Raw genomic sequence first — 23,506 nt, forward strand, 5'->3', positions numbered from 1 at the left:
TCGCTGCGCGAAAGGGCGGGAGCAGAAGCGGTAGTGCCGAGCCATGCTCGGCAGGTGCTTTACAGGCAAAGGCCCAAAAGCACCCCTCCCCAGCCCTCCCCTTCGCTGCGCGAAAGGGAGGGAGCAGAAGCGGTATGGCTCGGCTCTACAGGCGCTACTGCGTTCGCTGGCAGCTGAAGGGCTTGCGGGCGCCTTCGGTCCTGCCAACCATGCGGTCGCTCAGGGTCAGGGCGTTGTTGTTGAGGCGCCAGTCGTAGATCACGCTGAAGGCCAGCACGCGCGCCACGTACTCGCGGGTCTCCTTGTAGCTGATGGTCTCGATCCAGAAATCCGGATCGTAATTCGGACGCTGGGTCTGCCAGCGTGCGGTCGGCGTCGGGCCGGCGTTGTAGGCGGCGATGGTGACGTAGGGCAGGCCGTTGTACTTGTCCATCAGCTGGCGCAGATAGGCGGTACCGATGGCGATGTTGGTGTCCGAGTCATACAGGCTGGACGCACCGCCATAGCCGCTCAAACCAATGCTCTTGGCCACGCTGGCGCCGGTGGCGGGCAATACCTGCATCAGGCCCATGGCGTTGGCCGGCGAACGTGCATTCGGGTTGAAGATGCTTTCGGCGCGGATTTCCGCAGCAATCCAGGCCGGGTCCAGCGCATTGCGGGCGGCTTCACGACGGATCGTGTCGTCGTGGTGCAGCGGGAAGCGCAGGTTGTACAGGCGCATCTCCTGCGGGCCCTTCAAGGCGAACACGGCGCGATCAAACCAACCGTTGTTGCTGGCCACTTCCACGGCGAGACGGCGCTGACTGTCGTCGAAACGCGACAAGGCCTCGGCCCATTCGCGCGCGGCCCAGCTTGGACGTTCGATCTTGAACAGCTCGATCGCCCGCACCAGCGCCGGGTCGCGGCCGACGGCGGTCTTTGCCGCCGCGCTGTCGCCCGGATTCCACGGGCACAGGTTGTAGGGCTGCTTGAGTTTGTCGGCGGCCAGGAAGCCGTGGAAGGTAGGCTCGCTGGCGGCGGCGCGGTACAGCGCTGTCGCCTCGGCCGGCTTGCCGGTCTTCTCCAGCAGGCGGGCCTCGAACCAGCGCCAGCGCGAATCGTTGCGTTGGCTGGCCGGCATCTTGCGGATGGCGGCCAGTGCTGCCGGCCAATCGCCGCGTGCCATCGCTTCGCGGGTGCGCCATTCGTGCAGGCGTTCGTCATAGGCCGACTCGGGCACGGCGGCCAGGCGTCGTGCCGAATCCGGCAGGTAGGAGGCCACCGTCCATAGTGCGATTTCGTACAACACCTTGCCTTGCTGCTCGGCGTTGAGGGCGAGTGCCTGGGCGTATTGCGGCAGCTGCAGCTCGGCCGCGCCAGGGTCGGCCTTGGCCAGCTTCTGCAGACCATCAACGGCGATGCGACGGCTGCGTTCGTTCTTGGGCCAGTTCAGGGCGCGTGCGTCGGGCTTGTCGACGAAGGCGGCGTAGTCATTGGCCTGGGCAAGCTCGGCGGCTGGCAGACCACGTGCGGCGGCACGCATCACCGCCGGTTGCTGTGCGTCGGCGGCAGCGTCGATGCGCTCCCAACGCAGCGCCGGGGGCAGGCCGCCGCGGCTGGCGAGGACTGCAAACACCGGGTCACAGCCGTCGGGCAGCGACTTGCCGGCGCTGCGCCACAAGGCCTGTGCGTCGCCGGTCCATTGCGCATCGGCCTTGCCGGTGGCCTGTCGTGCATTGAGTTCGGCACAGCGCAGGCCGGGATCGCTGCTGGTCTTCCAGTTGGCCAGCAGGGTCGGCCAGTCCTGGCGGCGGGCGAGGGCGGGCAACCAGGCCGAACGGAAACTCTCGGCCACGGCCTGGCCCTGGTAGCGCTTCAGGAAATCCTGTGCCTGCGCATTCGGCAAGGTGTCGATGTTGCGGCGCAGGGCACTGAACTCCAGCCAGCCGTACAGCGGGTGATTGCGTAGCGGCGCGGTCGCGTTGGCATCGAACTGCCCGCGCTCGGCATTGTCGATGGCGGTGCGCATCGCCGTGCGTTGTGCGTCCAGGTTCTGGGCCTGGACGCAGGCGCTGAGCAGCGCGGCGAGGGTAGCCAGAGGCAGCAGGAGGATTTTATTCATGACGGAAGGATAACGGCCGCAGCGTCAACGGCAGAGCAGCAGCCCGACCCGCACATGAACAAACGTGTCGCTGCTGCGCAAACGGAAACTGAATGGAATCCGCCGCATGGCTGGAAACGCCTGGAAGCAGGCGTAGCTTCGGTGGCGAGGCAGCCGGCCTCGCCCTGGGGGAACTGGAATGGCATTCAGTGCAGCAGGCAATACCGGACGTCCACTGGCTGATATCAACGTGACCCCGCTGGTCGACGTGATGCTGGTGTTGTTGATCATCTTCATCGTGACTGCACCGATGGTGGCGGTGCCGATCCCGGTTGATCTGCCACAACGAACCGACAAGATCGTGCAACGTGTCGAGCCTCCGCCGCCAATCGAGCTGCGGGTGGATGCTGCCGATCAGCTGTACTGGAACGGCGAAGTGCTGGCGATCGGCGACTTGCAGGCCCGCCTGCAGGCACAGGCGGATCTGCATGTCGGCAATCTGCCGGAGCTGCGCATCGATGCCTCCCCCGATGCGCAGTACCAGGTGATGGCCAAGGTGCTGGCGGCGGCCAACAACACGCATATGCAGCGTATCGCCTTCATCCAGTAGCGTGCCGCGCGTGGCAGGCATCAACCAGCCGATGGGATGGTTGATGCCTGTCCAGCGGCGATTGTGACCGCACTGCCACGCAGGTCCGGCGGCATCATCGGATCTGGCGCCCACGGCCATTTCGCCCAAGCGTTTGCAGCAGCGGCCGAATACACTAGCGGCATGCAAAATTCCCGATTCGCATCGCTGTTGCCGGTGCTGGCGGTGCTCGGCTCGGTGACCTCGTTGTCGATCGGCACGTCCTACGCCAAGAACCTGTTCCCCCTCATTGGTGCGCAAGGCACCAGTGCGTTGCGCGTGGGCTTTTCGGCGCTGTTCCTGTTGCTGCTGTGGCGGCCATGGCGCTGGCATACCAGTCGCGCCGATGGTGCCGCGATCCTGCGCTATGGGCTGACGCTGGGGTTGATGAACCTGTTGTTCTACATGGCGCTGCGCACGATCCCGTTCGGTATTGCCGTTGCCATCGAGTTCACCGGTCCGCTGGCGGTGGCGATGTTCTCCTCGCGGCGGCCGATCGATTTCGTATGGGTCGGTTGCGCGCTGATGGGGCTGGTGCTGCTGTTGCCGCTCGATGGCGGCCAGGCGCTGGATCCGGTCGGGGTCATGTATGCGCTGGGTGCGGCGTTGTGCTGGGCGCTTTACATCATCTACGGCAAGCGTACCGGCCATCTGCATGCCGGCCACAGTGTGTCCCTGGGCTTGCTGGCAGCGTCGCTGGTGGTGGTGCCGGTAGGCGTGGCACACGCGGGCATGGCGCTGCTGGAGCCGAAGATCCTGCTGGCTGGTTTCGGGGTGGCGGTGGTATCCAGTGCCATCCCGATGTCGTTGGAAATGAGGGCGCTCAAGCGCCTGCCCAAGGAGACATTCGGCATCCTGATCAGCATGGAGCCGGCGGTAGCGGCGCTATGGGCGTTGCTTTTGCTGCACGAACATCTCAGCGGCCTGCAGTGGCTGGCGATCGGCTGCACGGTGCTGGCATCGGCGGGCAGCACCCTGACCGCGCGGCGGCGACCGCCGCCGGCGGTAGCCGCGGACTGAGGCGGGGCTTAGCGCAGGCTGTTGGCGGGGACGTCGACTTCCATTTCCACCGCCAGATGGTCCGAATACGCGGCGGCAACGGCGCGCGTGTCGAGCATCTTCATGGTGTCGGAAATCAGGATGTGATCGATGGCGCGGTCCGGTCCCCAACTGGGGAAGGTCGGTACCAGGCAGCTCGGCGGCTGCAGCCGGGTCTTGTGGTACAGCACGCGCATTTCCGGGCGGTCAGCCTTGCAGTTGAAGTCGCCCATCAAGACGGCGTTGGGGTAGTCGGCCAGCACGTCGGAGATGAAATCCAGCTGTGACAGGCGCGAGCCGGTGCCCAGCGACAGATGTGCCACCGCCACGGTCAGGCCCTCGGGACCATCGCCATAACGGGCGACCAGCAGGCCGCGGCCACCGATGCGGCCGGGCAGGGCGTGGTCCTGTACTTCCACCGGCTCCAGCCGGCTCAGCAGGCCGTTGGCGCTGGAGGCCACGCCGCCCATGCGGCGGTTGGGCTGGTGCGCCCAATAGTTGAAACCTGCCCGTTCGGCCAGGTAGTGGGTCTGGTTGGTGAAGCCAGAGCGCAGGCTGCCCGGATCGGCCTCCTGCAGGCCGACGATGTCGCGGCCGCTGGCCAGTTTGGCGATTGCGTCCAGGCTGGAGCGCTTCTGCCCGGCAGGCAGCGCATGCGACCAGCTACGGGTCACGTAATCACTGTAGCGGCGGGTGCTGGAGCCGGCCTGGATGTTGGCGGTCAGCAATCGCAGTGTCTGGGTGGGGGATTTCACGGCGGGTCGAACTCAAGGGCCTCGTTACCGAGGCCCTTGATACCTCACTTGGCGTTTGCGGCGCGTTCGCGCGCGATCAGGTGGTCGGCAATGCGGAGCATGTCCTCATAGCCCTTGCCCTTGACCAGGTACTTGCCGTTGACGATCAGCGACGGAGTGCCGGCGATCTTGCTGCGCTGGGCGAACTGCTTGCCACGGTTGACCTTGGCGGCAATGCCGAAGCTGCCCATGGTATCGGCGAAGGTCTTGGGATCGACGCCGTACTTGCCGTAGAAGTTGGCGATGTCCTGCACCGAATCGGTGCCGCGCTCGCCCTTCAGGGTCTGCTCGATGTGGATGGCGGTGTACAGCGCGTCGTGGGTCTTTTCCTGCACGCCCAGGGTTTCAGCGGCATAGAAGGCACGTGCGTAGTTGTCCCAGGTACCGCCGAAGGCGGCCGGCACGTAGACGAAGCTCACGTCCGAGGGCAGGCCGGCCTTCCACGAGCTGATCAGGGGCTGGAAGCGGGCGCAGGCCGGGCAGACATAGCCGAAGATTTCCGCCACTTCGATCTTGCCGGTTGCCGGCTGGAACGGCTGGCCACCTTCGATGGCGACATAGTCGGTGCCGGCGACCGGCTCCGGGCCGACCAGGCGTGCCTGTGCCGGGACCGGCGGGGCGACAGCGGTATCGCTGGCAGCCGCAGCGGGGGCGGTGGCTGCAGCATCAGCGGCCGGAGCCGGAGCCGGGGCCGGGTTTGCGGCCGGGGCGGCTTCGGTAGCGGCCGGGGTGCTTGCCGGAGCGGCGGTATCGGCAGTGCCATCCTGGGCTTTGCAGGCAACCATCAGCGGCAGCAGGGCGGTCAGGGCCAGGGCGAAGCGGATCTTCATCGGGTGTGATCTCCAGCAGAGTTTTGTTGTGGTGCCGGGCAACGAAGCCGCGGCCATCGCGCGCAGGGACGCATTATGGGCGTTGTCGGCTGAACCGGTAACCCGGTTCAGCCAGGGGATCAGCGGCGGCCGGTGCCGCGTTCGCGGGCAACCAGCGCGCTGGCGATGCGCAGGGTGTCATCAAAGGTCTTGCCCTTGACCAGATATTTGCCATTGACGATCAGCATCGGGGTGCCAGTGACCTTGACCCGCATGGCAAAGGCGCGGGCATTCTTGACCTTGTCGTCCACCTGCGGGCTGCGCAGGGCCTCGACAAAGCGCTGCGGCTGCACGCCGTACTGCGAATAGAAGGTAGCCAGCTCATCCGGCGAAACATTCTGCACCGGCAGGCTGCCCTGCACATGCAGGGCCTTGAATACGTCGGCGTGGCTGCGCTGGCGTACGCCGACCTGCTCGGCCGCATAGAAGGCGCGCGCGTATGAATCCCAGTAACCGCCGAACGCCGCCGGCACCGGGGTGAAGCGCACGTCGGCTGGCTGTTTGGCCACCCAGGCTTCCAGCTGCGGTTCAAAATGGGCGCAGTGCGGGCAGGTATAGCCGAATACCTCGACCACCTCGATCTTGCCGGCCAGCGGCGCAAAGGGGCCCGGTTCGGCGATGAGCTCATAGTCCTGGCCCTCCACTGGTGCGGCGGGGGGGGCGGCCCAGGCCAGGAGCGGGGCGGTTGCCAGCAGCATCAGCAACAGTCGGGGGAACAGCGTCATCGTGGGGAGTCTCCGTTGGAAAAACAGACGCCGACCTTGCGGCCGGCGTGTCTGCGTGGGGCAGTGCCGGGTCGCCGGGGCGACCGGCGGGATCAGGGTTGCGCGGCGGCGGTGGCGACCGTGGCGTCGTTGGCCCGATCATGCAGGCCCTGGATGTAACTGGCCAGCGCCTGGATCTCCTGGCTGGTCAGTGCGTGGCTGATCTGGGCCATGATCTTGAACTGGGTGGCATCCGTCTCGCCGGTCTGGCCTGCCTGGTAGCGCTGCAGACGTTGGGCGACATAGCCGGCATGTTGGCCGCCGATATGCGGATAAGCCGGGCCGGGGTTGCCCGCGCCGGTGGGGCCGTGACAGGCGATGCAGGCCGGAATGTTGCGGCTGGCGTCGCCGCCGCGGTAGAGCTTCTGGCCGACTTCGAAGAATTTCATGCCTTCATAGGGGCCCTCGCTGACCAGCGCGTCATCGGCCACGCCGGCGCCGGACTTCTGGGTAGCGAAGAAGGCGCCGATATCGCGCATGTCCTGCGGGGTAAGCCCCTGCACGAACGGCAGCATCGCGGCGACTGCGCCTTCGTTGCGCTGGCCATTGGCGATCAGGGCCATTTCCTTGGCGATATAGCGTTCGCTCTGGCCGGCCAGGCGCGGGTAGATCTCCACCGCCGAATTGCCGTCGGCACCGTGGCAGGCGGCGCAGGTGGACGCCTTGGCCTCGCCGGCCTTGGCATCACCGGGTTTGGTCTTGCTGAAGTCGATTTCCAGCGAAGCGGTCTGTACCGGCGCGTTGTCCGGTACGGCGATGACCGAGCTCTGCGCAAAGGCGACGGCGGCGATTACGGGGACTACCAGTGCTGCAACGGCAAGAACACGAGCATGGCGCATGCTGAAGCTCCGTGTGGACCGGGCCGGGCGGGGCTTTCCGCCGGCATCGCCCGGATTATCAACGGCGTTTTGCGGCACGGTCAACGAAGCAGTGCAGCAAAATCGATCCGGTCGGTGGTCCCGGGACAGCGGCCAGGCCGACGCGCGGCGCCGCAACATGCGATCCTATGCACATGTCATTGCTCATCGAACGCGCCCGTTACCACCTTTCCGCCCACAATGCCCGGCAGTTGCCGCCGGATCTGGGGGCCGAAGTGGCATTTGCCGGCCGCTCCAACGCCGGCAAGTCCAGCGCGCTCAACGCGCTGACCCGCCAGAACTCCCTGGCCCGTGTCTCCAAGACCCCGGGCCGCACCCAGCAGCTCGTATTCTTCGAGGTGACGCCAGACGCGCACCTGGTCGATCTGCCCGGTTATGGCTACGCCAAGGTGCCGCTGGACCTGCAGGCCCATTGGCAGGCCTTCATCGACCAGTACTTCCGCACCCGCAATGCCCTCAAGGGCCTGGTGGTGGTGATGGATATCCGTCATCCGCTGAAGGACTACGACCGGCAGATGCTGGGCTATGCGGTGCAGCGCGGTCTGCCGGCGCATGCCTTGCTGACCAAGGCCGACAAACTGGGCCGTGGCCAGCAGATGCAGACCCTGCAGAAGGTCCGCAAGGAGCTGCACTCGATCTTTGGCGACACGGTCAGCGTGCAGACCTTCTCAGGCGAATCGCGCCAGGGCGTGGACGAAGCACGCGGCATCATCGGCGGCTGGCTGGGCTTGAATCCGCCGGCAGCGGACGATGCAGGGGACGTGGGAGCGGGGTAAGCCGCGAAGCCCAAAATGCTCGGATTGTGGGAGCGGCGTAAGCCGCGAAGCTGATGGTCTGCCAGACCTGGGTGCATGCAAAACGCCGCCTCGATCAAGGCGGCGTTTTTGTTTTTGTGCTTTCCAGGTTGTTGTGCGATTCGAGGCCAAAGCCAAAGCCAAAGCTGCCCTCACCCCTACCCCTCTCCCGTAAACGGGAGAGGGGACAGCAACGGCAGCAGCAACAGCCAAAGCCAAAGCCAAAGCCAAAAGCAACAGCCAAAGCCAAAGCCAAAGCCAAAGCAACGGCAGCAACAGCAACAGCATCACTTCAACGGCGAAAACTCGTTCGGTACCCATGCAAAGGCTTCGCCTTCGCGGCGAACATGGCCCAGGCCCGGGAACGGCAGGTGCGCACCGGCCACCCACCAGCCCTTGTCGGATGCTTCGGCCATCAGCCGGTGGCGGCTGGTAATGGCAGCGCCGCGATCGCTGTCGGCTTCGAATGCGGCCTCCGGGCGGGCGAACTGCACGGCATGGAAATGCACGATGTCGCCCCATACCAGCAGCTGTTGGCCGCTGCCACCCGCAAGCAGATACGAGACGTGGCCGGGGGTATGGCCGTGGCTGTCCAGCGCGGTGATCCCTGCCGGCAGGGGCTCACCCGGACCGAACCGGTGCAACTTGCCGGCGGCAACATAAGGCGCCACCGCCTTGCGGGCCAGGCCGAACGCGAACCGCAGTGGCTGCGGGGCGGTGGTTTCGCTGGTCGGATCGAGCCAATAGGCGGCATCGGCCTGCGACAGCCATACCGTGGCTTTCGGGAAAGCCGGCTTGCCCTGTGCATCCAGCAGGCCGCACATATGGTCCGGATGGGCGTGGGTCAGCAGCACGTCATCGACCTCGGCCGGGTCGTAGCCGGCGGCACGCAGGTTGCCCAGCACCTGGCCCAGGCCGATATCAGCGCCGAAGCATTGCGCGGTGCCGGTATCGATCAAACTCAGGTGATTGCCGTGGCGTACCAGATAGGCGTTGATCGCGGTCTGCAGGCCCTTGCCATCTTCCGGTACATAGCCATGTTCAAGCAGGCGGGTGACCGCGCCGGGATCAATCCCGGCCAGCTGCTGGCGTCCCAATGCCACCACGCCGTCAAACAGGGCGGTGACCTGCAGCTCGCCGATCTGCTGGTGATGGACGCCGGCAACCTGCTGTTGCACGACATGCGTGCTGCGTGCCTGCGCAACGCAACTGACGGCGAAGATCATCAAGGCCGCGAGAGGGTAATGGGGGCGGATACGCATCGGGGGTTCCTGCGAGTACGGCAGTGCCGCGGGACCGTCATGCTGCGCCGACGTGGCGCCGCGTTTCGCTCACAATGGCGCGCGAAACGCTCGCTTCGCGCTCAGCTGTTGCCGATTGCCGCTGGCTCCAACCCGTAACGCGCGGCAAACCGTTTGCTGAAGCTGGCCAGTGAACGGTAACCGGCGCGTGCTGCCACGGTCTTCAGTGGCAGGCGGGTGGTATAGAGCAGCTGCATGGCATGGGCCAGTCGTGCATCAACCAACAGTTCACGGATGCTGAGATGTTCGCTCGCCAGCCGGCGCCGCAGGGTGGCGCCGCTGATGCCAAGCTGCGATTCGAAGTCCCGCGATTGCCAGTCGCGTTCCGGCTGCGCGGCAACCAGGTCGCGGATGCGGTCGCCCAGGCCGGGTTCGGGCGCAAGCAGCAGGCTGCCATGGCCACGCCGGCAGAACGCCAGCACCAGCGCGGCCAGGGCCAGCCGTGCTTCCGTGTACTGGCCGTGCTGCAAGGCCTGCCGCCATTGCAGCAGGGCGGCACCATGGGCGGCCAGCGGCAGGCGTGCCAGCGCGGGGCCGGCATCGGGCAGGGCGTCGGTCCACAAGGCACGGGCTGCAGCCAGTACTTCCGGGCAGAGCGGCACGATCGCGCTCAGGTACAGGCCGCTGTGCGGGTCCGGAATATTGACCACATCGATGCGGCTGCGGCGGGTGATCAGGAACAGATCGCCGGGGCCGAACTCAAGTGACTGCTGTGCAGTGCGGGCCTGTTTGCGCCCCTGCAGCAGGATGGCGAGCTGGGGCTGCGGGATGTCCACCGAACTGGCGCCGTGTTCGCGGCGCGCGGTGATGCAGGCATACCCTTCGGCGCGCTGGCAGTCGACCAAGGAAGACAGCTGGGCCAGCAAAGCGGGCGTGGCGTCGCTCTCTGCCTTCATTGCTTACACCGTGATGTGGAACAGGTGGCCGATGGCTGCGGCTGCAGCCATCGCCAATGCGCCCCAGAACACCACCCGCAAGGCGCCACGCACCACGGGTGCTCCACCAGCCTTCGCCGCCAACGCGCCGGTGATGCAGAGCCCAACCAGGGTGGCGGCGGTGGTTATTTCCGCCACGCGTGCCGGGGCAGCCAGCAATGCAGTCAGTACCGGCAGGGCGGCGCCGACGACGAATGCGCTGGCCGATGCGGCGGCGGCCTGCAGCGGTCGGGCACGCAGTTCCTCGGTGATGCCCAGCTCGTCACGCGCATGGGCGGCGAGGGCATCGTGTGCGGTCAGCTGCTCGGCCACCTGCTGCGCCAGCTCGGGGCTGAGGCCGCGGCGGCGATAGATGCCGGCAAGTTCCTGCAGTTCGCTATGTGGGTCTTCACGCAGTTCGCGGCGTTCCACGGCCAGGTCGGCATGTTCGGCATCGGCCTGGGACATCACCGAGACATATTCGCCGGCCGCCATCGACATGGCGCCGGCCACCGTGCCGGCCACGCCAGTGGCGAGGATGGCCGAGGGGCTGGCGCCGCTGGCGGCCACGCCGACCACCAGGCCGGCGACCGAGACAATGCCGTCGTTCGCCCCCAGTACGGCGGCACGCAGCCAGCCTACACGCTCCGAACGGTGGGTTTCACGATGGTGGCTGCGGCTCATGCGCACAGTGTAGAGCCAGTGCAACGGCCATCGCGGAATGACTCGCAGGCGCAGTAACCGGGCCGGTCAAGTCTGCTTTTATAGGATGCTGAAAACCGCTGCCGTGACACGATGGCAATGTATGCCGCGATATAGTGCGCCCTTGCGATGGCGGGGGCTGGCCCCCACCTTCCCGCCCTGCCCAGAATTCTGTGAGCCTGCCCTTGTCGAGCCCGAGCCACGTCGCTGATACCCCCATCACCCACCGCGACCAGTTGGTCCAGAGCATTGCCTCGGGTGAAAAGCCCAGGTCGCAATGGCGGATCGGCACCGAGCACGAGAAGTTCGGGTTTCGCCTGGATGACCTGCGTCCGCCTACCTTCGAGGGCGAGCGCGGCATCAATGCGCTGCTCAACGGCCTGACCCGCTTCGGCTGGGAGCCGGTGCAGGAGAACGGCAATACCATCGCCCTGTTGCGTGATGGTGCTTCGGTGACCTTGGAGCCGGCCGGTCAGCTGGAACTTTCCGGCGCGGCCCTGGAGACCCTGCACCAGACCTGCGTGGAAACCGGTAGCCACCTCAATGAAGTGGCGCAGGTGGCCGGCGAGCTGCAGCTGGGTTTCCTGGGCATGGGCTTCCAGCCCAAGTGGGCGCGTGCGGACATGCCGTGGATGCCCAAGGGCCGCTACCAGATCATGAAGCGTTACATGCCCAAGGTCGGCTCGCTCGGCCTGGACATGATGACCCGCACCTGCACGGTGCAGGTCAACCTGGATTACGCCAGTGAAGCGGACATGGTGAAGAAGTTCCGCGTGTCGTTGGCGCTGCAGCCGATTGCCACCGCGCTGTTCGCCGACTCGCCGTTCACCGAAGGCAAGCCCAACGGCTACCTGAGCTACCGTTCGCATATCTGGACCGATACCGATCCGGACCGCACCGGCATGCTCGATTTCGTGTTCGAGGATGGCTTCGGCTACGAGCGCTACGTCGACTATCTGTTGGACGTGCCGATGTACTTCTCCTACCGCGATGGCATCTATCACGATGCCAGCGGGCAGAGCTTCCGCGATTTCCTGCAGGGCAAGTTACCGGTACTGCCGGGCGCGTTGCCGACCCTGCGTGACTGGTCGGACCACACCACCACCGCGTTCCCGGAAGTGCGGCTGAAGAAGTACCTGGAAATGCGCGGTGCCGACAGTGGCCCGTGGAGCCGCATCTGCGCGCTGCCTGCGTTCTGGGTGGGCCTGCTGTATGACGAAACGGCGTTGAACGCGGCCTGGGACCTGGTCAAGGACTTCAGCCTGGCCGAGCGCAACGTGCTGCGCGACGGCGTGCCGAAGCAGGCGATGAACCTGCCGTTCCGCAACGGCACGGTGCGCGACCTGGCGCGTGAGGCGCTGGCGATTTCGCGTGACGGCCTGCGCCGTCGCGCCGCGCTCAATGCCGATGGCCAGGACGAGACGCGCTTCCTGGATGTGCTGCAGGAGATCGTGGACTCCGGCAAGACCGCGGCCGAGCGCAAGCTTGAACTGTTCCATGGCCGCTGGAATGGCAGCGTGGATCCCCTGTTCGGCGAGTTTGCGTATTGATTGAAGCGGGCGATCGAGCCGAGGGTCCAGTCTTCGGGGGCGGCCTTGCTTCGCTGTCATTCCCGCCAAGGCGGGAATGACAGTGCCGGCGTAATTGCTAGACTGCGGCCTCATCCCCTGGAGTCAGGCGCATGGGCAGCACGACAGAAGAAATCGTCTTCTATACCAACCCGATGTCGCGCGGCCGCATCGTGCGTTGGATGCTTGAGGAATTGGGCCAGCCGTATCGCACCGAGGTGCTGGAGTACGGCCAGAGCATGAAAGGCCCGGCGTTCCTCGCCATCAACCCGATGGGCAAGGTGCCGACCATCGTGCATCGTGGCGTGGTGGTGACCGAGGCGGCGGCGATCTGCGCCTATCTGGCCGATGCGTTCCCCGCAGCGGGGCTGGCGCCCGCCTTGGATGATCCGCTGCGCGGCAGTTACCTGCGCTGGTTGTTCTTCGCCGCCGGACCGGTGGAAGCCGCTGTCAGCGCCAAGGCCCTGGGCCTGCTTGCCCCGCTGGAGAAGGCCGGCACCGTGGGCTACGGCAGCTTCGAGCAGACCATCGATACCCTGGAGCAACTGGCCGCATCGGTGTCGCCGTGGCTGCTTGGCGAGCGCTTCAGTGCGGCCGATGTCTATGTCGGCAGCCAGATCCTGTGGGGACAGATGTTCAAGAGCATGCCTGCGCGCGACGCATTTGCAGCTTATGGCGAACGCCTGCGCGGCCGCCCGGCCTGGCAGCGGGCAAGCGCACTGGATGATGCGCTGATCCCGCCGCGCGGCTGATGCGCAGGTCCTTGCCCTGGCTGGTCCTGCTGGTCGGTGCAGCCAGTGCCGTGACCGCCGCTGCGGCGGAACTGGCGTCGCTGGACTGGTTGCTGGGCAACTGGCAACGCACCGGCATGGCAGCAGGTACCAGCGGCGCTGAGCAATGGCGTCGCCAGGCGGATGTCCTGGAAGGCGAGGGGCGCAGCTATCGGCAAGGCGAACTGCGGTTCCAGGAGCGCCTGCGCATCATCGATGAAGGCGGGCAGCTCTACTACGTCGCCGATGTTGCAGGGAATCCTGCGCCGGTCAGGTTTGCGCTGGTGGAGCAGGGCGCGCAGTCGGTGGTGTTCGAAAATCTCCAACATGACTTCCCGCAGCGGATCGCCTACCAACGCAACGGCCGGCAGCTGACGGCTACCGCCTCCGCAGGTGAGCGTGTGCAGGTGTTCCGGTTCGAGCAGGCCGCGCAGCCGACTGACTGAGCGGCGGTCGGGGTCACGGCCCCCACGCTAGAATCCGGGTTCCGTGATGAAGGGACGCCCGGTGTCGCCATTCAACCTGTTCCAGCGCCTGTCGCAGGCACCAACCAACCCGAAGGCCGAGCCGGTGGCGCGGACCTTCGATGTGGCCGAACTGTATGAGGGACCGGTGCAGTTGACCGGCGCCGCCGATGCCGCGCCACTGGCGCTGGACGAGAAGCTGCGGCAGGCCTACTTCTGGATCGTCAACAACGCCATCATCAGCCCGCATTACGACATCGAGTACCACGCCGGTCCATCGGCCAGCTTCAATGTGGGTGATACCCGCCGCCAGCTGACCTTGCCCTCGGCGCAGAGCTATTCCAGCTATGTGCTGCTGCCGCTGCTGACCTTCGCCACCCGCCGCAAATGCCTGTTCGTTGGCGGCCCCGGCCGCGGCAAGACCGCCAGTGCGATCCTGATGGGCGTGCTTGCCGGTTACCCGGTGCGCGAGGTGCGCCGCGCCATGCAGCACGGTCACCCGCAGATGACCATCGCCGACCTGCTCGGCAATCCGTTGCCGGCCGATCTGGTCGCCGCGCAGGACATGTCGCAGATCCGCATCGCCTGGCGCAGCTGGTTGGGCATGCGGGTCAAGATCATCGACGAGTACAACCGCATCCCCACCCGCACCCAGAGCGCGTTGCTGACGGTGATGGGCGACAACTACGCCGAAGTGCTCAACCAGGTCTACGAATGCCCGGAATCGGCGTGGTACCTCACCGCCAACGACGACCGTGGCGGCGGCACCTACCAGGTGATCGAAGCCCTGCGCGACCGCATCGACGTGGTGGTGCAGGCATTGGCCTTCAACCCGCGTTTCCTGGAAGAGATGCTGCTGCGCATCGAGCAGAACATCCGTCCGGAAGAAGTGGTGCCGCGCGAGATCATCTTCAGCGAGGAAGAAGGCGAGCAGATGCTGCAGCTGATCCGCGCGGTGGAAGTGCCGCAGGATGTGCGCAGGCGCATCGAGTTCTTCAGCAGCCAGTTCGAGTTGATGGAGACTGCGGGTGCGCAGTTCGAATACCTGACCAAGGACACCGTGCGCCTGGCCGGCGTTGACTGGGCCCAGGCGATTGCCGCCGATTCCGGACGTGATCGCATGAAGGACCTGGGCTGCCAGACCCGCAATGGTTTGTCGGTGCGCAACCTGATGACCTTGCTGATGTTTGCCAAGGCACTGGCCTGGTTCCGTGGCAATGCCGCGGTCGCGCTGGACGATGTGCGCCAGGTGCTGCCGTTCGTGCTCAACGACAAACTGCAACCGGATCTGGATGCGCCGTTCTTCGCGCTGCCGGAAAACGCTGCTTACCGCAGTGACCGGCTCAGCTGGCTGCGCTGGTTGCTGGACAGCTCCAATGCCGAGTACGACCGCCTGGATCTGGACCGCAACGATCCGGTCGGCGAGCTGTCCGCGCAGTTCGCGCGCGGCCTGGATGGTGTCAGTGAGCGCGAGACGCGTGCGCGTCTCACGCGCATCGAACGGCTGGTGGAGGAGCGGGTGAAGGGCCGCAAGCTCTACGGTCATCTGTACGACGACCTGCTCAAGCTCAAGTACCTGCACCAACGCTACACCAACTACCTGCATTGGCAGCAGGCGCGCTGAGGTGCTGTCACCCGCACTGACCGGCCTGCTGGCATCGCGCCGCAGCCTGCTCAATCAGCAGGTTGCCGAAGCAAGGCGACGCTGGCCCACTCTGGATACCGCGGCGTTCTCGGTCTTTGTCGCGCAGACGCTGGATCCCCTGTGCCTGGCGGTTGCCGCCGTGGACGAAGCGGCGATGCCGGCGGCCACCGAGGTCGCCTTCGAGCTGGGCCTGGAGCTGGTTGCACAGGGACTCGCGGGACCGGCAGCTCGGCTGCCGTGGGTGGACGCCGCGTGGCAGCAGCTGGCAGCACCTGCCGCGCGACTGATCGCAGCTGCACCGTTGGAGACACTGGGTGCACTCAGTAACGCGGTCGTGCGCATGCACGAGGTGCCGGGCGTGCGCATCGACGCATGGTTGCAGCGCATGGTGGCATTGGCACCGCGTTGCGACAGCACGGCGGCCTTGCGCAGCGTCGGCGCGTTGTGTGCATGGCAAGCCGGCATGGCGCATCTGCGCGTGGCGGCGTTGGCGCAGGCCGATGGTCTGCCTGCCGTGTTGGCCGCAGAGGCTTTGGGCGTCGACGGCGCGCAGTGGCCGTCGCTGCGCAGCCGACTCGGCAGCGAGCGCTGGTGGCACCCGCAGGGTGCAGCGGCGAGCGCGCAGGGGCAGACGGTGGGTGGCTTCACCGGGCTTGGCGGCCCTTTCGCCGCGCCGCCGGAGCTGCGCGCCAGCGCGGAAGGCTTCATCGCACGTAGCGGCGATCGCCATTACCTGCTGATCGCCGATGCCTTCGGCGGCGTGGTGTTGCCCGCCAGTGCAGCAGAGTTTGCTGCGGCGCGGACGACACCTGCCACGCAGCTTTCGTTCGACAGCCAGGGCGCGCGCATTGGCACGACCACCATCGCTTACGCCGCACCCGCTGATGGCCTTGTGGCGGTGACTGGACCGGCCGGCATCGCCCTGTATTCGCCATGGTCGCACCACGTGCGCCTGCTGCCGGGCGCGGCATGAGCAGCACCGAGCAGGAAAGCCTGCTGGCCAACTGGCGCGCCGCCTGGCCACTGGCGCTGGCCGACTGGAGCCGTTTCACCCGGCTGCAGGATCCACGGCTGTGCGCCAGCAGCATCGAGGCGGCGAAGGAAGGCCTGAGCGGCAGCTTCGCGATGATCCGCCTGGCCGACCAGCGGGTGGTGATCGATCTGCCACAGGTGCAGCGCTTGGGGCTGCAGGATCACGCCCGCGAAATCCTCGCCCACGAGATCGGCCATCACGTGCTGGCACCAGCAACAGCCACCGATCACGCGCGGCTGCTGGCGCGTATCCATCGCGCATTGCCGACATTGGAAGCGCACGCGCCTATGGTCGCCAACCTTTATACCGACCTGCTGATCAACGACCGTCTGCAACGCCAATGCGGCCTGCGCATGGCCGAGATCTACCAGCGGCTTGCCGCCGGCGCCAGCGGCAGTTCACCGCTGTGGCAGCTGTACATGGGCATCTACGAACAGCTGTGGCAGCAGCCGGCCGGTAGTCTGGGCGGTCCAGCGCTGGAAGATGCAGGCCTGCGCGGCGATGCCTGGTTGGGCGCACGGGTGATCCGCACCTATGCGGGCGAATGGATGGAAGGTGCCAGCCGTTTCAGTGCCTTGCTGCTGCCGCACTTGCTGGAGGCGATCATTGACGCGCGCGTCGACGCGCTGATGGATACCCGCCATGCCGGCCGCGGCAGTCAACCGGTGGGACTGGACCGGCTGGAAGAAGACGAACTCGCACCGGTGCTGCATCCGGCGCTCGATCCGCGCATCACTGGTGAGGAAGAGGCTGGCGCAGCAGACGTGGTGGCGGAGGACGCATTGCCGACCAACGTGCCCGGCCACGGCCAGACCCGTGAGCCGTTCGAGTACGGCGAGATACTGCGTGCGGCCGGGCTGGACATGGACCCGCAGCAATTCGCGGTGCGCTACTACCGCGAGCGGGCGTTGCCGCACCTGGTCCGCTTCCCGCTGAGCCCGCAACCGCAGGCACAGGAGCTCGAACTGGAAGGGCTGGAGGCCTGGGAGCCCGGCGATCCGTTGGACGCGGTGGATTGGCTGCAGACCGTGATGCAGTCGCCCACCGTGGTGCCGGGGGTGACCACGGTGCAGCGGGTGATGGGGCCGGCGCCGGGCAACGAGCCTGCCAATGAACCGATTGATCTGGACCTGTACGTGGACAGCTCAGGCTCCATGCCCGATCCGCAGCACGTCACCTCCTGGCTGACCTTGGCCGGTGCGGTGATCGCGTTGTCGGCTTTGCGTGCGGGCGCGCGCGTGCAGGCCACGTTGTGGAGTGGCAAGCAGCAATGCCTGCACACCGATGGCTTCGTGCGCAGCGAGGACGACATCCTCAAGGTGCTGGTGGGTTATTTCGGCGGGGCGACCGCCTTTCCCATCCATCGCCTGCGCAGCACCTACGCGCAGCGGCCGGCGGCTGCGCGAGCCGTGCATATCCTGCATATCTCCGACGATGGCATCACCACCATGTTCGAGCAGGACGAGCGCGGCAACAGCGGCTGGGATGTCGCCGCGCAGGCGCTGCGCGCGGCCCGGGCTGGCGGCACCATGGCGCTCAATCTTTACAGCCCGCTGCCAGCAAGCATGGTCGGCGCCAAAGGCTGGACCGCCGACCTGCTGCGCGCACGCGAGCAAGGCTGGGATATCCACGTCGTGCGTGACATGACCGACCTGCTGGCCTTCGCGCGCGAGTTCAGTCAACGCCATTACCAGTCATCGGGCATGGCTGGCCGATGAAGACCACCTTACGGAACCAACCATGAGCAACAGCGCCTCGCTGGACGCCCTGCTGCGTCGCCTGATCGATACACCACCGGACTTCCTCGATCCGCCACGGCGCGGCCGCGAAGGACAGCTGCAGGTCGCCGCCGTGGTCAACGACGTGCTGGCGCTGCATGGTGTCGCCTTGCCTGCTGCGTTGCAGGCCAGCCTGTCCGGCAACCTGGCCGCGGTCACCGCCAACCAGCTGAGTCTGTCCGCGGTGATGGCCTGGCTGCTCGCCGATGAAGCGTGGCATGCGCTGCGCTTCCCGCGCGAGGTGCTGCTGCCGGTATTTGCCGAAGCGGTGCCTGCGTTGGCAGCGGAGGCCGCAGTGAACCGCTATCTACATGACCCGGATCGGCGCGAGGAACTGGTGCGTACCGCCATCGCGCGGCTGGGCCTGCTGCCTGCGGGTGAAACCGCCGCCCAGGCAGCTGATCGCCTGGCCAGCGTCAGCAGCGTCGAACGCCGTCGCCTGCTGGACGCCAGCCGCGCTGCCGAAGCGCGCGCGCGTGCCATCCGCGAGGCGCTGGCACGCAAGGCCGCCGAGGAATCGGCGGACAAATGGACGCGCGAGTGACCGCGCGAGTGAATCAAGACCCGCACGACGGTGAGCGCTATCCAACCCTGAGCGAAGCGGGCAGGGCGATGCTGCAGCGGATGCGCGAGCACCCGGCAGCACCGCGCTACCGCAACCAGAGCGGCAATCGTCTGCTCGCCGAGGAAGTGCAGCAACTGCGCGCGTACGAGCACGACATCCTCAGCGCTGGTTTCCAGTGGCAGCCGGGTTCACCGCCACCGTGGCTGCAGGGCTTTGTCGAGGATGTGGTGGCACAGGTGCCGTATTTCCGCGCGCGCGGGCATGCTGCATGCTTCGAGGACATCGCCACCACCTATCGCGGTGACCTGGCTGCCGACATCGCCCAGTTCGTTCCCGATCCGGTGTCATTGCAGCGGATGATGAATTTCCGCACCACCGGTACCACCGGCCATCCGCTGGTGCTGCCCTCGCATCCGCTCGTGGCTGGCCGCTACCTGGCGTATCACAAGCGTGCCTTGGCACGCGCTGGCGTGGCCTTGCGCAACGGGCGAGGGCATATGGGCGTGATGCTGCTGGGCATGCAGCAGCGTTGCTTTACCTACGTGTCGGTGACGCCGAGCATGGACGAGTCCGGGCTGGCCAAGATCAACCTGCATCCGGACGAGTGGCGCCACCCCGATGACCGCGCGCGCTATATCGATGCGCTGCAGCCGGAGGTGATCGCTGGTGATCCGATCTCCTTCGCCACCTTGTTGGAACTGGAGGTCAGTCACCGGCCGCGCGCGCTGCTGTCGGTGTCGATGGCCTTGTCGCCGGGCCTGCGGCAGGCGTTGCAGCAGCGCTTCGACTGCCCGGTACTGGACATCTATTCAATGAACGAAGCCGGTCCGCTGGCGGTGCATGATGCCGCCGCCGGTGGCCACGTTCTGCTGCAGCCGGGCATGTATGTGGAGGTGCTGGACGATGCCGGTCGTGCCGTCGCCAATGGCCAGTTCGGTGAGATCACCCTGACCGGTGGTTTCAACTTCTGCCTGCCGCTGCTGCGTTACCGCACCGGCGACCGTGGCGCGCTGGCGATGTGCGGCGATGTGCCGATGATTGTCGACCTGCAGGGCAGGCGACCGGTACGCTACCGCACCCGCAGCGGTCGCTGGATCAACAACATCGACCTGACCCACGCCCTGGCGGCGCTGCCGCTGTCGCGCTTTCGCGTGCATCAAGGCGGCGATGGCAGCGTGAGCCTGCATCTGCCGGTCGCCGAGGGCGGTTACGCACAGCAGGCGCAAGCGGCCCTGCAACATACCCTGGACGACCTGCCGGTGCAGGTCGTGCTGATGCACGCGGAGGACAAAGTGCTGCAATACACCACCGATCTCGATGAAGGCCTGGGCGCATGACCGCACTGGAAATCGCCGCCAACGCCTTCGCCACCGCGTCCATCCTGTGTGCGGCACGCAACAGCGTGCACACCTGGTGGACCGGCATCATCGGTTGCTCGCTGTTCGGCCTGCTGTTCTGGCATACCCAGCTGTATGCCGATGTGCTGCTGCAGGTGTTCTTCGTCGTGGCCAGTATGTTCGGCTGGTGGAACTGGCATGCCAGTGCCAGCCATGCGGCACTGCAGATCAAGCGCACGCCGTTGCGCAGTTTTGCGCTGATGGGCGCAGGTGCGCTGCTGGCCGGTGCTGCTTACGGACTGGTGCTGCATCGCTTCACCGACGCCTACGCGCCGTTCGCCGATTCTTCGGTGCTGTGCCTGTCGGTGCTGGCGCAGCTGCTGCTGATGCGCAGGCGCATCGAGACCTGGCCGGTGTGGGTGCTGGTCAACACCATCGCGGTGCCGCTGTACGCCTCGCGCGGGCTCACCCTGACCTCCGTGCTATACGCGGCTTACTGGATCAATGCATGGCTGGCCTGGCGGCACTGGCGCAAATTGTGGCGCACGCAGGGCGCTCAGGCATGAGCATGCCGCGCACCGGTCTGGTGGTGGGCAAGTTCTGCCCGCTGCATCGCGGCCATCAGTTGCTGCTGGACCATGCGCAGGCCGCCTGCGCGCAGCTGATCGTGGTCAGCTATACCAAGCCCGAGTTCGCCGGAATGGAGCCGCAGCGGCGTGAGCAGTGGCTGCGCAGCCTGTACCCGGGCGCCCAGCACTGGGTGCTGGACGATGCGCGCCTGGCCGCGCACTGCCAGCGGCTGGGCTTGCCCAAGCGCGCTCTGCCGGACAACGACGCCAGCGACGCGGTGCACCGGCTGTTCATGGCCTGGTTGCTGCGTGAGGTGATCCGCCAGCAGGTGGACGTGGTGTTCAGCAGTGAGGACTACGGCCCCGGCTTTGCCGAAGTGCTGTCACAGCAACAGCAGTTGCACGGTGGCACTGCGGTGGTACATGTGGCGGTGGACCCGGCACGGCGCACGGTGCCGATCTCGGGAACTGCATTGCGTACCGATCTGCATGCGCAGCGGCAGCAGCTGGCACCGCAGGTATACCGCCATTTCGTCAAGCGGGTGGTGTTGCTGGGTGGCGAGTCCACCGGCAAGTCCACGCTGGCGCAGCGCTTGGCCGAATGCTGTGGCAGCGTGCATGCCGCCGAGTACGGGCGGGAGCTGTGGGAGGCGAACAATGGCCAACTGCAGGAAGCCGATCTGCTGCATATCGCCCAGACCCAGATCGCGCGTGAGGAGGCCCTGCTGGAAACTGCCAGCACCTGGCTGGCCTGCGACACCTCGCCGCTGACCACCTTGATGTATGCACATGCCATGTTCGGGCGTGCCGATCCGTTGCTGCTGGCATTGTCGACCCGTCATTACGACCTGGTGTTGCTGTGCGCGCCGGATGTGCCCTTCGTGCAGGACGGCACGCGCCGTGATGCGGACTTCCGCCGCTGGCAGCATGGCTGGTACCTGCGCGAGCTTGAAGCGCGCCAGGTGCCTTATCGCCAGCTGCGCGGCAGCTGGCAGCAGCGAGAGACGACCGCATTGGCGGCGATGGCCGAGCTGCAGCAGGCTGGCCATCAAGCCACTGCGGCGCCGCCGGTTCAGTAACGCGCTGCAGTCAGTGGCGCATCGGCCCATTGCCAGGCGGCTTCTTGCTGGCGTTGGGTTTCGGCAGCCGCTTCTTTCTGTCCCAGTGCCTGTTTCGCCTGTGCCAGCCCCTGCAGGGACCAACCGTTGGCGGGATAGGTTTTAAGGTCCTGATCGAAGGCGGCGCTCGCACCCTTGGCATCGCCGGCTTCCAACAACGCGGCCCCCAGATAGGGGCGTACCGGCAAGGGCCAGTCGGCAGGCTCGTTGTAGGCCAGGACGTCCTCGGCGCGCACCGCATCCCGCAGCGCGGCCGCCGCCGCATCGTGCTTGCCCTGCGTGCGCAGCAGTTCGCCCTGCAACAACGCGTCGGCTACCCGCAGCACACCATCGGCATGATTGATGTCGAAGAAGCTGATCTGTGCCATTGCCGGGTCGGCGGCGATCGTGTGCAGTGCACTGGCCTCGGCAAACGCCTGCTCCAGGTTGCCCTTGCGCGCCTGCGCCATGCCACGCGCAAAGTGGCGTATCGCAGCGGGGTAGGGCAGTTCCGCTGCGGCGGGCCTGTCGGCGAGGATCGCGTCCCAGTCGCCAAACCGCACCTGGGTGAGCAGCGGGGTGACCACGAACTGCTGCATGAACTGCATTGGCGCTTCGCCCATCACCTTGCGGTCGGCGCGCGCGGCGGTCTGCTGCGCGGCCTGCAGTGACAAGGTACGCGAGCCGGTCAGGCCGGTGGTCATCGTCGCGAAATGCCAGTTGTGTGGCACGTAGCCCAGCGGATAGACGCCGTTGCTGCCACGGCAGACTGCAAGGAAATCCTTGTCGGCGGTAGTGGCGGAAAGATTGGTCATCGTCGCATCGTGGTAGCGGCCCACACGGATGTAGATATGCGCAGGCATGTGCACCAGGTGGCCGGATCCCGGTGCCAGCGCAGCCAGCGCATCTGCGTAGGGCTCGGCACGCTTGGGCTCGGGCGAGGATTCCATGGCGTGGATGTAGTAATGCATCGCGCCGATATGGCGCGGGTTGCGCGCCAGCACGCGCTCCAGCTCGCCGACCAATGCCTGGGTGAACTCGGCGGGCTTGCCATCCTGCCAATAAGCCCATGGTGAGAGATCCATCAAGGCCTCCGCGTACATCGTTGCGGCATCATCGTCTTCAGGGAACTTAGCGACCACCCCAGCCATCGCATCGGCGTAGTTGCGATCCAACTGCTTGCGGTCCTCCGGTGCAGGGTCGGCGTAACGCTTCTGTAGCGCCTGGATCAGCGCTTGATCGACGGGTCGCGCGCCAGTGGCAAGGGAGGCAGCACGCGCGGCCAATGCCGTGGCATCTTTGGCGGCTGCCGGGTCCATTGGCAGATTGATGTTTGGCCCAAGCACCAAGGCCTGGCCCCAGATGCATATTGCACATGCCGGGTCCAAGCGCGCGGCTTCGGCGAATGCACGTCCGGCAGCTTCATGGTTGAAGCCATAGGCCAGACGCAGGCCTTGGTCGAAGTAGCGCTGTGCCAGTGGCACCTTGCTGCCTATGTCGCGGTGCAGGTCGCCGAAGGTGTCGAACAGCGGGAGTTCATTGGCATCTGCTGCCGGGGCCTTATTGGCAACGGCGGTGGCCTTGTCGGGAGCGTCGCAGCCCGACAGCGCTGCAACCACAAACAGGGATGGAAGCAGCAGGGACAAGGATCGACGGATCATTGTGGCTTCTCGGGGTGGATGGACGCGAAGATACTGCTGGGCGCGGCTGGGTGGTGATACGCCGCGATGAAAACACCGTAAAAAATGCGGACCGGAGAATCGCAATTACGGTGCGCTGCGGACGCCGGCCGTTTATTGCCGGATGGCGAGGTGCCTGGCACGTATCGTGCCGGCCTGCCCGCAGATAGGCGAAGGCCAAGAAAAACTCATGCCTCGACCCAGTTCTACGCATTTGTCGCAAGCTCCTCCCCGGCGCA

22 protein-coding genes are annotated in these 23,506 nt (G+C 66.2%); 13 read left to right on the forward strand and 9 right to left on the reverse strand.

Going from position 1 to position 23,506, the window contains the following annotated elements:
• Positions 1 to 154 precede the first annotated feature (154 nt).
• Entirely contained in the window at positions 155 to 2,101 is a 1,947-nt protein-coding gene (locus RT131_RS12100; RefSeq protein WP_313173057.1) for a transglycosylase SLT domain-containing protein, read from the reverse strand.
• A 178-nt stretch (positions 2,102 to 2,279) separates the two neighbouring features.
• Between RT131_RS12100 and RT131_RS12105 the strand changes: the two genes are divergently transcribed.
• Together RT131_RS12105 and RT131_RS12110 are read left to right on the forward strand one after the other, a co-directional pair.
• Positions 2,280 to 2,690, forward strand: coding sequence for a biopolymer transporter ExbD (locus tag RT131_RS12105; protein WP_313173058.1), 411 nt, complete (start codon positions 2,280 to 2,282; stop codon positions 2,688 to 2,690).
• A gap of 162 nt (positions 2,691 to 2,852) precedes the next feature.
• Entirely contained in the window at positions 2,853 to 3,728 is an 876-nt protein-coding gene (locus RT131_RS12110; RefSeq protein WP_313173059.1) for a DMT family transporter, read from the forward strand.
• A gap of 8 nt (positions 3,729 to 3,736) precedes the next feature.
• On the opposite strand, the gene RT131_RS12115 is transcribed toward RT131_RS12110, so the two are convergent.
• The 4 genes from RT131_RS12115 to RT131_RS12130 form a co-directional block, all read right to left on the reverse strand.
• The gene (locus tag RT131_RS12115) at positions 3,737 to 4,474 is read right to left on the reverse strand and encodes an endonuclease/exonuclease/phosphatase family protein (RefSeq protein WP_313173137.1); all 738 of its coding nucleotides are present in this window, start codon (positions 4,472 to 4,474) and stop codon (positions 3,737 to 3,739) included.
• Between the two features lie 71 nt (positions 4,475 to 4,545).
• Entirely contained in the window at positions 4,546 to 5,370 is an 825-nt protein-coding gene (locus RT131_RS12120) for a thiol:disulfide interchange protein DsbA/DsbL (RefSeq protein WP_313173060.1), read from the reverse strand.
• A 119-nt stretch (positions 5,371 to 5,489) separates the two neighbouring features.
• Positions 5,490 to 6,134 carry a thiol:disulfide interchange protein DsbA/DsbL gene (locus RT131_RS12125; RefSeq protein WP_313173061.1) on the reverse strand — a complete coding sequence of 215 codons (645 nt, stop codon included), beginning with the start codon at positions 6,132 to 6,134 and terminating at the stop codon, positions 5,490 to 5,492.
• 92 nt (positions 6,135 to 6,226) lie between these two features.
• Positions 6,227 to 7,012, reverse strand: a complete 786-nt coding sequence (locus tag RT131_RS12130; RefSeq protein WP_313173062.1) for a c-type cytochrome — start codon at positions 7,010 to 7,012, stop codon at positions 6,227 to 6,229.
• 173 nt (positions 7,013 to 7,185) lie between these two features.
• Here RT131_RS12130 and yihA point away from each other — a divergent pair, with 173 nt between their 5' ends.
• Positions 7,186 to 7,827: a ribosome biogenesis GTP-binding protein YihA/YsxC gene (gene yihA / locus RT131_RS12135; RefSeq protein WP_313173063.1), complete on the forward strand. Its 642-nt coding sequence runs from the start codon at positions 7,186 to 7,188 to the stop codon at positions 7,825 to 7,827.
• 305 nt (positions 7,828 to 8,132) lie between these two features.
• Here the strand turns inward: yihA and RT131_RS12140 are convergent, their stop codons facing one another.
• The 3 genes from RT131_RS12140 to RT131_RS12150 form a co-directional block, all read right to left on the reverse strand.
• The gene (locus tag RT131_RS12140) at positions 8,133 to 9,107 is read right to left on the reverse strand and encodes an MBL fold metallo-hydrolase (RefSeq protein ID WP_313173064.1); all 975 of its coding nucleotides are present in this window, start codon (positions 9,105 to 9,107) and stop codon (positions 8,133 to 8,135) included.
• 101 nt (positions 9,108 to 9,208) lie between these two features.
• A complete protein-coding gene (locus tag RT131_RS12145; RefSeq protein ID WP_313173065.1) occupies positions 9,209 to 10,042 on the reverse strand; it encodes an AraC family transcriptional regulator in 834 nt (277 codons plus the stop codon).
• A gap of 3 nt (positions 10,043 to 10,045) precedes the next feature.
• Positions 10,046 to 10,744 carry a VIT family protein gene (locus RT131_RS12150; RefSeq protein ID WP_313173066.1) on the reverse strand — a complete coding sequence of 233 codons (699 nt, stop codon included), beginning with the start codon at positions 10,742 to 10,744 and terminating at the stop codon, positions 10,046 to 10,048.
• Positions 10,745 to 10,947: 203 nt separating this feature from the next.
• On the opposite strand from RT131_RS12150, the gene RT131_RS12155 reads away from it, so the two are divergent.
• The 10 genes from RT131_RS12155 to RT131_RS12200 all read left to right on the forward strand — a co-directional run bounded on the left by RT131_RS12155 (position 10,948) and on the right by RT131_RS12200 (position 21,570).
• On the forward strand, positions 10,948 to 12,312 hold the full coding sequence (locus RT131_RS12155) for a glutamate--cysteine ligase (RefSeq protein ID WP_313173138.1): 1,365 nt from the start codon (positions 10,948 to 10,950) through the stop codon (positions 12,310 to 12,312).
• A 131-nt stretch (positions 12,313 to 12,443) separates the two neighbouring features.
• Positions 12,444 to 13,082, forward strand: coding sequence for a glutathione S-transferase family protein (locus tag RT131_RS12160; protein ID WP_313173067.1), 639 nt, complete (start codon positions 12,444 to 12,446; stop codon positions 13,080 to 13,082).
• Positions 13,082 to 13,546, forward strand: coding sequence for a DUF6265 family protein (locus RT131_RS12165; protein WP_313173068.1), 465 nt, complete (start codon positions 13,082 to 13,084; stop codon positions 13,544 to 13,546). Before RT131_RS12160 ends, RT131_RS12165 begins: the two co-directional genes overlap by 1 nt.
• 46 nt (positions 13,547 to 13,592) lie before the next feature.
• A complete protein-coding gene (locus RT131_RS12170) occupies positions 13,593 to 15,188 on the forward strand; it encodes a MoxR family ATPase (RefSeq protein WP_313173069.1) in 1,596 nt (531 codons plus the stop codon).
• Between the two features lies 1 nt (position 15,189).
• The gene (locus RT131_RS12175; protein WP_313173070.1) at positions 15,190 to 16,182 is read left to right on the forward strand and encodes a hypothetical protein; all 993 of its coding nucleotides are present in this window, start codon (positions 15,190 to 15,192) and stop codon (positions 16,180 to 16,182) included.
• On the forward strand, positions 16,143 to 17,960 hold the full coding sequence (locus RT131_RS12180; protein WP_313173071.1) for a hypothetical protein: 1,818 nt from the start codon (positions 16,143 to 16,145) through the stop codon (positions 17,958 to 17,960). Before RT131_RS12175 ends, RT131_RS12180 begins: the two co-directional genes overlap by 40 nt.
• A 22-nt stretch (positions 17,961 to 17,982) precedes the next feature.
• Positions 17,983 to 18,564, forward strand: coding sequence for a hypothetical protein (locus RT131_RS12185; protein ID WP_313173072.1), 582 nt, complete (start codon positions 17,983 to 17,985; stop codon positions 18,562 to 18,564).
• A complete protein-coding gene (locus tag RT131_RS12190; RefSeq protein ID WP_313173073.1) occupies positions 18,549 to 19,922 on the forward strand; it encodes an AMP-binding protein in 1,374 nt (457 codons plus the stop codon). The genes RT131_RS12185 and RT131_RS12190 overlap by 16 nt, the downstream gene beginning before the upstream one ends.
• A complete protein-coding gene (gene pnuC, locus RT131_RS12195) occupies positions 19,919 to 20,488 on the forward strand; it encodes a nicotinamide riboside transporter PnuC (RefSeq protein ID WP_313173074.1) in 570 nt (189 codons plus the stop codon). The genes RT131_RS12190 and pnuC overlap by 4 nt, the downstream gene beginning before the upstream one ends.
• Complete coding sequence (locus RT131_RS12200; protein ID WP_313173075.1) at positions 20,485 to 21,570, forward strand: AAA family ATPase; 1,086 nt, start codon at positions 20,485 to 20,487, stop codon at positions 21,568 to 21,570. The genes pnuC and RT131_RS12200 overlap by 4 nt, the downstream gene beginning before the upstream one ends.
• Here the strand turns inward: RT131_RS12200 and RT131_RS12205 are convergent.
• Entirely contained in the window at positions 21,564 to 23,249 is a 1,686-nt protein-coding gene (locus RT131_RS12205) for a hypothetical protein (protein WP_313173076.1), read from the reverse strand. The genes RT131_RS12200 and RT131_RS12205 overlap by 7 nt on opposite strands.
• Positions 23,250 to 23,506 lie beyond the last annotated feature (257 nt).

Origin of the sequence: Stenotrophomonas sp., assembly GCF_032066555.1 — a bacterium.
Classification (GTDB): Bacteria; Pseudomonadota; Gammaproteobacteria; order Xanthomonadales; family Xanthomonadaceae; genus Stenotrophomonas.